Here is an 11,762-nt window from a genome sequence, read left to right as displayed (position 1 = left end):
CCAGCGATCGCCAAACACTTGTCTTAGTCGATTAGATCGGGCAGTGAGCGTCGGGACAATTTATTGGTAAGTCGAAACAGTGACTCGGCTAGAGTTGTCAGCTCAGGCTGGGCGCCTTTGCGAGGTCGAACCACAATCACTAGTTCGCTTGGAATGTGAGCATAGTTTAACCGAAAGGCTTCGCGAATTAGCCGCTTCCAACGGTTGCGAACCACGGCATTGCCAACTTTTTTGGGGATGCTGATACCCAGACGAGTCATGCCCGAGTCCCGCAACGCGTGAACGATCAAGGTCGCGTCGGTTGCAACTAACCCCCGGCGAAAAATGGATTGAAATTGGTGCTGCTGACACACGCGAGCAGCCCTCGAAAAACCGTTCGACTTGCGCACGCTCAGTTGTGTAGTGAGGGGATATCAGTGTTCATGCACACCGCCATTGGATTGCAGCGGCTATGTGAGTGAGGTTGAGCAATATGTTCATTTGGCGAATATCTACCAAAAAACTCACCACTGAATATGGCCACGGACCGGCTCCCGATACATGGATTCTAGTTCATTGGCAGCTCGCAACAGCGTATCGGAACGGTTCGTTGAGTCGAGCAATTGATCGGGTAAGCGGATTTGAAGCTCGACGTACAAGTCGCCGGGCGCGCCAGACGGATTCAGCACGCCTTGGCCTTTGACTCGCAATCGTCGTCCTCCGCTGCTGCCTGGTGGAATTTTTAGCGCTACCGTACCGCTGGGTGTTGGGACATCGACTGTAGCACCTTGCAGTGCCTCCTTGAGCGTGATGGGCAGCCGCAATTCCAAGTTCATTCCGCTGCGTTGAAAAAAAGGATGCGGTGCGACCTGCAAACTGACGATTAAATCGCCATTAGGGCCACCACCTGCACCGGGATTTCCCTGTCCGCGGACGCGCATCTTTTTGCCAGTGGTAATGCCGGGTGGAATCTTTAACTGGATCGTCTCTTCTTTTCCGCCGCGAATGATGTTCAATCCAGCGGTGCCTCCCAGGACGGCGGTATTGAACGACACCACTAGTTCGGCGCGGAGGTCCGTGCCTTGCGCCATGGCTCGGCCACCCCGTGCTCGTCCGCGACCTCCGGCAGCATTACCACCGGTGAACTGACGCATTAAGTCCTCAAAGCCACCAAAGCCAAAGCCGCCGCCTCCCGCGCCGTCCCGACCAAACATTTTTTCCAAGTCTTGTGGGCTGGCACCCTGAAACGGTCCGCCTGCACCAAACGGACTACTACCGCCAAATGGGGCACCACCCATGCGCTCAAAATCTGGTCCCAGCTGGTCGTACATACGGCGTTTCTCAGAGTCGTTCAGCACTTCGTAGGCGTGCTGGACGTCCTTAAACTGCTGTTGAGCCGATTTGTCGTTGGGATTCAGGTCCGGATGGTACTTGCGCGCTAACCGTCGATACGCCTTTTGAATCTCCTCCGGAGTCGCAGAGCGGCTGACTTCTAATATTTTGTAGTAATCCTGAGCCATGGTCTTGGTCATAGGCGATTGCTCAAACAACACACATTTGAACCATCAGCATAACTGCCCGACTGCCATGATGACAGTCACAATTGTTACCAAGCAACCGGTATGCCGACTAGAACAGGACTAGCCCAGACGGCCAGCCGCACCCTGTACGTTCGGTCCAAAGTACAAAAGTAGCGATTAGACAGATCGGCCAATCCGGAACGGTAGTCGCCTGGCTGCACTTTCCTGAGCCGCGAGTTTAATTCCATTTTTGGTTGCAGATGGTAAATCGAAGATACCGACCGAGCGCCCAATGGGGCACCCTTACGGCACTTTTCACAGCCAAATGGTGGTTAGACGAATAACAGGCCCGCATAGCCGACCACCCGGGACTTGTCCCCCGAGACGTCAGCACTGGTTGCGTAGTCCAGCTCTACAACCTGCGGTTGATGGCCGAGTTGCCGTAGCGTTTCCAAAATCAGCGCGGCGGGAATCAAGCCGCACATGCTGATCTCGTGTCGGCGGCAAACGCTCATCAATTGTTCAGGCTCGCCTGCCGCCAAGGCATCCAGCGCCAGACGATCGCGGCGCCGGTTTTCTTCGTCATTGGCATAGTGATTCATGTCGCTGGAGATGACCAGCAAAGGCGGGTCGTCGAGCAGGCGGATGAAGCCCGCTAATTGCTTGGCCGCTTGGAAGATTTCCGGCCAACTGCCACCGTGCATGGCCACGCCGACCACTTTTGCCGTCGGTGCGATTCGTTCCAGAAACGGCAATTGAACTTCGATCCCATGTTCGCTGACGTGTGCAGCTGCATCCAGCTCAAAACCATCAATGCTCTGCGCAAGACGCTCAGACAACTGCCTGTCGCCGGCGATCGTGGTGGTGTTGGAAAGCCCCCATGCATCTTGAGGACATACCGCCCAATTGACACCTTGCGCAGTATGCTTAGGCGAGACAATGATCATCGTTTTACCTGGAGGCAATTGAATACTTTGCCACACCTGGGCAGCGATGCGTCCGCTATATTTCAGTCCAGCGTGAGGAACCATAGCGGCCAGGACCGAACGCTTTTCCGGAGCCGGCTGGCGGCACAGAGAATTGACCAGCGCGCGGCGCGCGGCATCTTCGGCTGGATAAAAACGTCCAGCGACCGCTGGCGCCCGTACACCGCTCGCAGGCTGCGCATTGGGGGCCGAGATACACAGAAGTTGAGGTAATGTTGATAGACAACCCAGGCTATGCACCGACGACTGACGACTGCCAATGGGCAGGTCGCTTTGTAAACGCGCCAGCAGTTGCTGGGCGGATTGTTGTCCGTCGAACACAAAGCCGCAATGGTTGGCTTCAGATATCACCAGGGCTCGGGCCGAAGTATCGACTCCATTCAGGTCAGCACTGTCGCCGTAACCGTGCATGGCTGGATCGAAGCCGATGGTCAGTCCGAGCGTCAATTGCCCGGAGAATCGCCGTTGAACGAACAGCTCCGCTGCTCGCTGGCACATCTGAAACAACGTTGATTGCACAGGAAGACCCGGGCGAAAGGAAACTTGAATTGCGTTACCTTGCTGAACCTGCATGTCGGCAGAGTCAGTCGGCGTGCCTTCGGCAATCCACTGTAACGTCATAACGATGGCGTTAACTGTGGTATCTGGCAAGTGCGGAATGACATAGCTGGGCGTTCCGCCAGTCGCCATCGCGGCGATATTCTGACAGGCGACTTGCGCGTAACCGGCCAACTGCTCTGCCGTCAGCGGCGCGGGGCTGCTAGTGGGCAAGTCGCTGGGCAGCAAGCCTGAGAGCTTGTCTGACATCGTTTTGCCCTCGAAAATCATGACGACAGCAGCATTGTCCTGCCAAGCATCCATAGGCAATTGCGCTTTGTTGCACACGGCTCGCAAGAACTGTACGGCATCCCAACCGCGCTCGATGGCTACCGATGGCAACAGCAGTCCGCTACGATCGGCATGTTGAATCAGCAAACCATGCTTGCCGACGATGACAGCCTGGGCTCGTTCCGAACTTGGGCCTTCAATCTTGCGCAGCGGGCCCAGGAGCGTAACATCAAGGTGCAAATGAGGCAGTTCACACACGGAAATGGGTGCCATCCGCTGATCTTCGCGGGCCGTGCGAATTGCGGCACTGCTGATTGCCGAGCCGACGCCCTGTGGCTGACCTAAAACTCCACAACAACCACGCAGGATCGAGCCACGTTTTAGCGTTACAAACGCCCCCGTCACGGGAGAGCCGGCGATTTCGTGAATCGCTTCCGCCGGCGTCTTGATCGGTCGGCCAGTGACGGCTGCGGCCACGCTGCTGGCGGCCAACTGCAAGCACTGTTGGCGCTGTTCGTCCGTTAGTCGATCCAGTCGCAGTAATTGTTGACCGACAGGAAACCCAGCCGACGGAGTTGCCGAAGCTGCTTGTGATGTGCCCATGTCAAGTTCCTTGGCAGACGAATCTGTCATCGTGTTGTGACGAAACGAAGAAATGGTAATGGGAACCGTGGGGGGAACCCCGGCAATTGCCTGGGCCGCAGGCGATGCGTCGGCAAACTGCGCCATCCGAACCGGTTGTCGTTGAGCCCCCCAAGTGCCTTTGCGTTCGTTAAACCATCCAGCGACCGACGCCTGACAGTGTGGGCATCGCGCTTTGTTGGCTCCCTGCGATACGTCGATGTGGTACGCGCCCACTTGATACCAGTCGCGCTCAATTAGAAGGGCTGAACAACCAGGACAATAGGTGGCTTGCCGCTGGTCATCGTGAATATTGCCAACGTAGGGGAACTTTAACCCCGAGCTGCGCGCAATGTCATACGCAGCAAATAAAGTTTCAGGAGGAGTTCGTCCGCGATCTCGCATGCGAAAGTCAGGATGAAACGCCGAAAAATGAATCGGTACTCGGTCGCCCAGCTGCTGGACGATCCAGTCGCAAAGCCGACGCATTTCATCTGGACCGTCGTTCAGATCGGGAATCACCAAATTCGTGATCTCGACCCACACCTGTGTTTCGCGTACCAAGTAGCTCAACGTGTCCAACACCGGCTGCAAATGGGAATAGGTGATTTTGCTGTAGAACTGTTCGGTAAAGGCCTTCAAATCGACGTTGGCTGCGTCCATCCATGCAAAGAATGCCTCGCGGGCAGGTGGCGAAATATAGCCCGCCGTAACGGCGACGGTCTTGATGCCTAGTTGGCGACAGTAGCGCGCCGTGTCGATGGCGTATTCGGCCCAGATTACCGGGTCATTATAGGTAAAGGCGACGCTGAGACAGTCCGTTTGCTGAGCGGCTCGAGCAATCGCCTCCGGTTCAGCGGTCTCGCTCAATCGCTCGATTTCGCGCGACTTGGAGATATCCCAGTTCTGGCAATACTGGCAGCCCAGATTGCAACCTGCCGTTCCAAAGCTCAGCACTGCCGTGCCGGGAAAGAAATGGTTGAGCGGCTTCTTTTCAATCGGATCGATACAAAAGCCGGTACTGCGTCCATAAGTGGAAAGTACCATTTGGCCGCCGCGATTTTCGCGCACAATACAGAAACCGCGATCACCGTCAGCCAAACTACATTGGCGGGGACATAGCAAGCAGTCCAGCCGCCCCACTTTGCTAGCAGGTCGCCACCAGGACGCCTCGGCAGATCCATCGGGCAGTCTTCTGCAATCGGATATGTTGCTAGCGCTGGTTGGCTGCATGGCAGATAAATGCTATGGCAGATAAAAAAGTGCTGCGGACGTGAAAGTTCGGCAATTGGCAGGTGGAGGCACTACTGGTCATTGTATCGGCGCGAGTAGCCAAAAGTTAACAAGCCACTCTAGTGCGTGTATTTTCGGTTCAGACGGCTACCACCGTAGTTGCCCGTAGACTCTTCCCAGGCAAAAAAGTCGCCCCATGTTAACCGGCTGTTAATCTGGGAGGTCCGTTCCGTCATTTCTTTGGCTGGTCAAGCCATCCATTCCGCACGACCGATTCAGTGTGCATGACCAGGACACCCCTGAAGGGTGCAACGGTCCGGTGCCGTGTCAGCGGCCCGACCCACTGAAACCACGACCGTCTCCAACCGATCTCCCGCTCGGGAAGGACATCTATGACGCGGACCTTGATGAGTAGCCCTGGCAAAGTCGATTGGCGACGAAGGCTAATCGCGCTGGCGCTAGTGGCTAGCTCAACCTCGCCCAACTGCGCCCTGTTAGCCGATCAGACGCCTTCGATGCGACACAGCCCGGTGGTGCGAGCGATCCAGACAGCCGAACCGGCGGTGGTCAACATCGAAGGTAACAAGCCGTCACGACCTGGAGCCGGGGCATCGGCCGCTGACTCACCGCAAGTCAATGGCATGGGGGCCGGGATCATCATCGACAGTCGCGGCTACATTCTGACAAACCAGCATGTGGTTCAGGATGTCAAACGCATTGATGTGACCCTGCATGACGGCACCAAGTTCGTCGGTCGGTTGATTGCGCGAGACCCCAATACAGACCTGGCGCTGGTTAAGGTCGAAGCCGATTACCCGTTGCCGGTGATTCGCTGTGGAACCAGTTCTGACCTCATGCGCGGCGAGCGCGTGATCGCGATCGGAAATCCGTTTGGCTATCACCACACGGTGACCGAAGGCATTATCAGTGCGCTGCATCGCGACATTCCTGTCAATGGCGTTCACGAATATCCTGATCTGATTCAAACTGACGCCAGTATCAATCCAGGGAATTCCGGTGGACCGTTGCTCAATGCAGACGGCTACATGATTGGTGTCAACGCAGCTGTGCGAATTGGCGCGCAGGGAATTGGCTTTGCGATTCCTATCGATCGCGCCATCGAAGTTGCAGCCATCATGATTGCCGAATATCGCCAGCAGGCGAAGTCTTCAGTCGAAGTCAAAACCGAGTATCGCGACGGCCAATCCTGGGTGCGAGTCCTCAGTTGCTCCAGCGGCCATCTGCAGCGCAACGACATCATCCAGCAAGTGGGCGATCGCGTTGTGGCAAATCGACTGGATTACGAACTGGCCTTGATTGACGCTGCGAGCGATCAAGAACTGCCGCTGGTCGTCGAGCGTCAAGGCGAAGTGATCGCGGCCAGCCTGAAGCTGCAAACCACTGGCCAGCCGACCAAGCCCGCTGCCAATTATCGCTTCGCATCAACAGGCGGCGAGTCGATACAGGATCGCGTGTACCGGGATTTGGGCGTCAAATTGGAAGTTGTCGACAAGAATCGCGTTCGCGCAGTAGACCCAACCTACCGAGGCGGCATGTTGGTGACAGCGGTTCGTCCCGACAGTCCAGCTCGCAAGCTGCCTCTACAAAAGGGGGATATTGTGGTTGGACTGATGGGTTGGCAAACCACCAGTTGGAACGATCTGGCGTATATCCTCAACACCGACGAAATGGCAGTGGAACCCTCGCCCGAACTGCGCATCATCCGTGGCAATAAGTTGTATTGGAGCAGATTGGAGCTGGGAGAATCACAGGTGCGCTGAGCGTGCCGCCGAGCTTGACCAGACAGGCTCGGAGATATGCCACTGAAAGAGCGGTGGCAACACTATGACTTTCCAGGAGGGAATTGGGAGGGGAAGCGCTGCCATCGCGCTTCCTCTCCCAACGCCATTTCAGCCGTACCGGTCGTCATTCTCATCTACATGTAGCTGCTCGCCAACTCCTGGCTACACTTGCCAGAGAGTGGAGCAAGGCAGCCTCCTTCGATTTCTGAGCTGGGCGTAACCGCGGCAGAATTAACGTTCAGACACTCCGAAGTGACCTGTGCGAATGAAGCGAGCGACAGCCGCTTGCACGTCGCTACTGTCCATCAGGAAGCTGTGCAGCACAGGAACTTCCAGCATGTCCGTGGCACCCTCGAGCTTCGTTTCGTCCACACTGACTACAAAGTCGCCTTGCCCGTCCACCAGTGGATTGAGGGGCAACGCTTCCGGCAATCGACCTGCGATAATTCCAAACGGGCAAGTGGGAGTTGCCAACCGAGCGACAAAGCTCTGCCAGCGGGAGCCGAGCTCCATGCCCGCTGGTCCCGCCACCAAGCCAAATAGTCCGGTGCGCGATAGCTGCTTGGCGATGGACGCTCCTTGATTGGGCGGCCCCAACATGACAACACTGCGAATGCGATCGACTGTGGCGGGATCTTGATGACGAATCAGATCGCCCCAAAAATACCTGACTACGATGTTACCCAAACTGTGTCCAACAAAATGTAGTGGCAGTTCGGTTGGCAACCCAGCGACCACCTCGGCCAGCGCCGCAGCGTGATGGGACACTGGGTGCCGCGTGCTGGCATACTCGAAACACACGCACTGACATTGCAACTGATTGGTCAGTCGCTCCGCCAGCCCGCGCATTGAGGCTGCAGAACGCATCAAGCCATGCAGCAGGATGACGATCTGGCTGGATTGGACAGTCCGATCTGGCACAAGCCGCTCTAGCGCTTGCCGGCACTGCTCGTGCCGACCCCAGGCCCAGCGAACGTTGTCAGCATCCAGCAATCGCCAGTGTTGGGTTACTGCGTTCTGCTGGATGCGCCACCCACGGCGCCAGTGATGGTCGGTCCAAAACTGTTTGCCACCCCAGGTGGGTAACTTGAGATTGAATCGCTGCTGGGAGGTCATGTGCTACCCTGTCTATTTTCAAGAGCGCGCTTACAATCGCCGTCTCGTGCAATCGGTCGTGTCAACACAGCCTCCACAGACAACTAGAACACCGCGATAAGATCACCGCCAATTGACTCCAGGATAAAAGCCATGAATCGCCCTGAAAACCCAAGCTCATTGTCCGAACCGGCCATTCAGCCCGCCAACGGTTGGCATTGCACCCACATGTATTATCGCCTCAATCGCCACGTGTTGAGCCAACTCGGCGCGACCCGGCGTGCTGCTGGACTAATCGCGATGCAGGAAATTCTCTCACCGGTTGATTCGCAGGCACCCGTCCGATTGCAAAGCTTCATTGTCAGTGGCCACAAAGCGGATTTCGGTTTTGTCGCTTTTGATCCCGATCCACTGAAGATCGACTTGGTGCATCAGCGCCTTTTAGCCTGCGGAATTGGACCTGCGCTGGAAGCTGTCTATTCGTTTGTTTCGCTGACAGAGATTTCCGAATACGTGCCGTCGGTCGAGCAATATGCTCAGCGGTTGACGGCAGGCGGCGAAGACGCCAATTCGCCTCAATTCGCAGCCAAGGTGGCTGCCTACGAAAAGCGTTTGCCCGCGATGAACGCTCAGCGCTTGATGCCCGAACTGCCGCCTTGGCCGGCGATGTGCTTTTATCCGATGAACAAGAGCCGCGTTGTCGGAGCCAATTGGTTTACGACCCCATTTTCCAGTCGTAATTCGATGATGGCCGAACATGCGCAGAGCGGTATGGCGTTCGCTGGACGCGTTACGCAAGTTGTCACCGTGTCGGTTGGACTGGACGACTGGGAATGGGGCGTCACGTTGTGGGCGCGGCGTCCTGACTACCTGAAAGACATCGTTTACAAAATGCGATTTGATGAAGCCAGTGCCAAGTACGGCCAGTTCGGCCAGTTCTTCGTAGGCTATGTCGCGTGTGCTCGGCGCATCGCCGAGCATTGTGGTATTGTGTAATGGATTATGAAAGCGCAAGTAGTGGTCCGGCGCGGGGCGAAACTTTTTGCGTTTGAGCGAAGTTTGTTGCCGATAGGCCACGTTAGCGCTCGCCTGTCCAAGCCTGATTGCGCCGCTTGCTCCACCCTAGCACTACGAGCAAATGGACTCCAGTACTTGCCCGTGTACGTCGGTCAAGCGATGATCGCGGCCACCGAAGCGAAAAGTTAAACGCTGGTGATCGACGCCCAGCAAGTGCAGGATCGTAGCGTGAAAATCGTGCATCTCCACCGGATCCTGCACCACCTTATATCCGAATTCATCGGTTTCTCCGTAGGTCATGCCGGGCCGCACACCGCCTCCAGCCAGCCAAATCGAGAAGGCAAACGGATTGTGGTCGCGACCGTCGGAGCCTTGAGCAAACGGAGTGCGTCCAAATTCGCCTCCCCATATCACCAATGTTTCGCCAAGCAATCCGCGCTGATTTAGATCCTCCAGCAAGGCGGCAATCGGTTGATCTACGGCCAACGCATTGTCGGTGTGGCCTTTCTTAAGGTTGGAATGCTGATCCCAGCGATCATGCGTGGTGGCCGGGCAGGTCAGCTCGATGAACCGCACGCCACGCTCGACCAAGCGCCTTGCCAGGAGGCATTGGCGAGCATAAGTGGCGGTTTGGCGATTGGGATGATCCACGCCGTAGGCGCTGCGCGTCTGCTCGGATTCGTCGTCCAGGTTGGAGGCGGCAGGAACGGATTGCTGCATGCGATAGGCCAATTCATAGTTGCGAATAGCACTTTCCACCGCATCGGCACCGGCCGTGCTTTCCAGAAAATTCTGATCCAGGCTCCGCAGCAAGTCGCGTCGCGCCGCAATCTCATGCGGCTGGCGTGGGGGTGAGCGCAAATTGGCAATTGCATCGCCGGAGGGAGAGAATGTCGATCCCTGAAAGGCGGCCGGCAAAAATCCACTCGCAAAGTTGTCCAGGCCACCGGGCGGAGTCAGTCCGCCGTTGATGACGACAAATCCCGGCAGCTCTTGTGACGGGCTGCCCAGGCCGTAGACGACCCAGGCCCCCATACTTGGTCGGCCGACAATGCCTAGTCCGGTATGCAGAAAATAGTTAGCGCTGGTGTGCTCTGAGAATCTGCTGGTCATCGACCGCACAACGCACAGCTTATCGGCGTGTTTGGCGATGTGTGGGAACAGATCGCTGATCCACAAACCGCTCTGACCGTGCTGGGCAAACTTCCACGGCGATGCCAATGTAGCACCATTATTATCGAACTGAGTCGGTTCCATTTTTTTTGGAAACGGCTGTCCATGGAGCTTCTCCAGAGTCGGCTTGGGATCGAAGGTATCCATCTGGCTTGGACCGCCGTCCATGTACAGAAAGATCACACTTTTAGCGCGCGGCTGATGGTGAAACCGCTCCAGCACCCCACCGTCTGACGGAGTTCGCGTCAGCGTTTCGGCACGAGCCCACTGCTGATACAAAGCGCTGAGCGCCAGTCCGCCAAACCCCAGGCTCCAGCGCTGTAAGAACAATCGACGAGAAAGAAACGATGGTCGCGGTGAAATTGCCATAGAGTGCATGGTCAGTCAGCTCACAAAGCCGCTTTACCGTTGCCCCAAAAAAAACCAAGATTGTCGCGGGCATGGAACAAGTATAACCCAAGATTCCTCCACGAGAGTCGCTGTGACGACTACTCCGTTTTTTTATCACGCGCTTCGAACGTAGTAGCCACACAGCGGATTGCATCAAACGCCAAAGTCCGTAGCAGACTCTAACGTCTGAGCAGCACACTTTCGATCCACAGAATTCACGGACCGAGCCCCGACGAGTCCAGTCTGTTACAAGTGTAAGCCTTCAGCGAGAACCGAGCGCCAAAACATGTCGGAACCTGAGCTATTCGGACATGCTTCACTACGCACGATCTGAATGAAGTGAGGCTTGAGGACTAATCAACGGTAGGTTTCCATGGGTGCTAGCGTTGGATGCTGAAGCCGATGAGCACATTGTGCGAATCGTAGCCGAATGTTCCAGCGGTATCGTCGGTATCGACGTCGGTTAAACGGGCTCGGCTAGTGCCAAAGTACCGGTATTCGGTCAGTAGGCTCGTGCGGCAATTCAGCTGCGTGCGGATACCGGCGATTCCTTGAAATGCGAACACCGTTTCGTCGATTTCATACGTGGCTGCCGGCGTTTCGAATTCGCCATCCAGAAATGCTCCACCGATCCCGCCACCGGCATAAGGAATAGAGCGTCGTACGCTGAGTTTCCGGAAGTCGTGCAGCAAATTCGTCGTGGTGGAAAAGCAGTTCAATCGCCCCGACCAATCGAAATTATTGTTGGGCGTGATCCAGGCGTCGGCACCATTGTTGCGGTAGAAAAACTCACCCTCTAAACGGTTGCAGTTCGACAGGCATTTGCCGATCGCGCCGCCTAACAACCAACCATCCGAAAAAGTTCCGGTGCGCGCATCGTTTGCAACCGCTCCCCGGTAATCGTTTAGAAATACCGCTCCAGAATAAGCGCTGACATAGTCAAATCGCTGTCCGTAGGCCGACGGAGCAAGTGCCAACAGAGCCAGGGGGATCAAGACAGAGCGGTAACAAACCATGGGAAAGTTCCTTCTTTCGTGGGTCATAAGTTACGGCGTGCATCCGAGCACGCAGGCCACTTGCCGAGTCACTATTCCGCCAGCGGTCTTGGGCTTCAAGTT

General features: G+C 56.3%; 8 protein-coding genes. 2 read left to right on the top strand and 6 right to left on the bottom strand.

The window, feature by feature from the left end:
• Nucleotides 1-23 precede the first annotated feature (23 nt).
• The 3 genes from rnpA to amrS form a co-directional block, all read right to left on the bottom strand.
• Entirely contained in the window at nucleotides 24-389 is a 366-nt protein-coding gene (gene rnpA / locus KF752_04765) for a ribonuclease P protein component (protein MBX3420851.1), read from the bottom strand.
• Between the two features lie 114 nt (nucleotides 390-503).
• Nucleotides 504-1,499, bottom strand: a complete 996-nt coding sequence (locus tag KF752_04760; GenBank protein MBX3420850.1) for a J domain-containing protein — start codon at nucleotides 1,497-1,499, stop codon at nucleotides 504-506.
• 332 nt (nucleotides 1,500-1,831) lie between these two features.
• On the bottom strand, nucleotides 1,832-5,167 hold the full coding sequence (gene amrS / locus KF752_04755) for an AmmeMemoRadiSam system radical SAM enzyme (protein ID MBX3420849.1): 3,336 nt from the start codon (nucleotides 5,165-5,167) through the stop codon (nucleotides 1,832-1,834).
• Between the two features lie 392 nt (nucleotides 5,168-5,559).
• Between amrS and KF752_04750 the strand changes: the two genes are divergently transcribed.
• Nucleotides 5,560-6,948: a trypsin-like peptidase domain-containing protein gene (locus tag KF752_04750; protein MBX3420848.1), complete on the top strand. Its 1,389-nt coding sequence runs from the start codon at nucleotides 5,560-5,562 to the stop codon at nucleotides 6,946-6,948.
• 252 nt (nucleotides 6,949-7,200) lie between these two features.
• Here the strand turns inward: KF752_04750 and KF752_04745 are convergent, their stop codons facing one another.
• Nucleotides 7,201-8,085: a lipase gene (locus tag KF752_04745; GenBank protein MBX3420847.1), complete on the bottom strand. Its 885-nt coding sequence runs from the start codon at nucleotides 8,083-8,085 to the stop codon at nucleotides 7,201-7,203.
• A 132-nt stretch (nucleotides 8,086-8,217) separates the two neighbouring features.
• Between KF752_04745 and KF752_04740 the strand changes: the two genes are divergently transcribed.
• Complete coding sequence (locus KF752_04740; protein ID MBX3420846.1) at nucleotides 8,218-9,060, top strand: heme-dependent peroxidase; 843 nt, start codon at nucleotides 8,218-8,220, stop codon at nucleotides 9,058-9,060.
• A 132-nt stretch (nucleotides 9,061-9,192) separates the two neighbouring features.
• On the opposite strand, the gene KF752_04735 is transcribed toward KF752_04740, so the two are convergent.
• Nucleotides 9,193-10,623, bottom strand: a complete 1,431-nt coding sequence (locus KF752_04735; protein ID MBX3420845.1) for a DUF1501 domain-containing protein — start codon at nucleotides 10,621-10,623, stop codon at nucleotides 9,193-9,195.
• Nucleotides 10,624-11,024: 401 nt separating this feature from the next.
• Nucleotides 11,025-11,660, bottom strand: coding sequence for an outer membrane beta-barrel protein (locus tag KF752_04730; protein MBX3420844.1), 636 nt, complete (start codon nucleotides 11,658-11,660; stop codon nucleotides 11,025-11,027).
• Nucleotides 11,661-11,762 lie beyond the last annotated feature (102 nt).

Source organism: Pirellulaceae bacterium, from assembly GCA_019636385.1.
Lineage (GTDB): Bacteria > Planctomycetota > Planctomycetia > Pirellulales > Pirellulaceae > Aureliella.
The sequence above is the reverse complement of the archived record's forward strand: the minus strand, read 5'-3'. Positions and strand labels throughout refer to the sequence as shown.

Excerpts from the sequence above, each read along its gene's own strand:
- KF752_04760 (MBX3420850.1), bottom strand. The coding sequence starts at position 1,499 with ATGGCTCAGGATTACTACAAAATATTAGAAGTCAGCCGCTCTGCGACT.
- KF752_04745 (MBX3420847.1), bottom strand. The coding sequence starts at position 8,085 with ATGACCTCCCAGCAGCGATTCAATCTCAAGTTACCCACCTGGGGTGGC.
- KF752_04730 (MBX3420844.1), bottom strand. The coding sequence starts at position 11,660 with ATGGTTTGTTACCGCTCTGTCTTGATCCCCCTGGCTCTGTTGGCACTT.
- KF752_04735 (MBX3420845.1), bottom strand. The coding sequence starts at position 10,623 with ATGGCAATTTCACCGCGACCATCGTTTCTTTCTCGTCGATTGTTCTTA.
- KF752_04750 (MBX3420848.1), top strand. The coding sequence starts at position 5,560 with ATGACGCGGACCTTGATGAGTAGCCCTGGCAAAGTCGATTGGCGACGA.
- amrS (MBX3420849.1), bottom strand. The coding sequence starts at position 5,167 with ATGCAGCCAACCAGCGCTAGCAACATATCCGATTGCAGAAGACTGCCC.
- KF752_04740 (MBX3420846.1), top strand. The coding sequence starts at position 8,218 with ATGAATCGCCCTGAAAACCCAAGCTCATTGTCCGAACCGGCCATTCAG.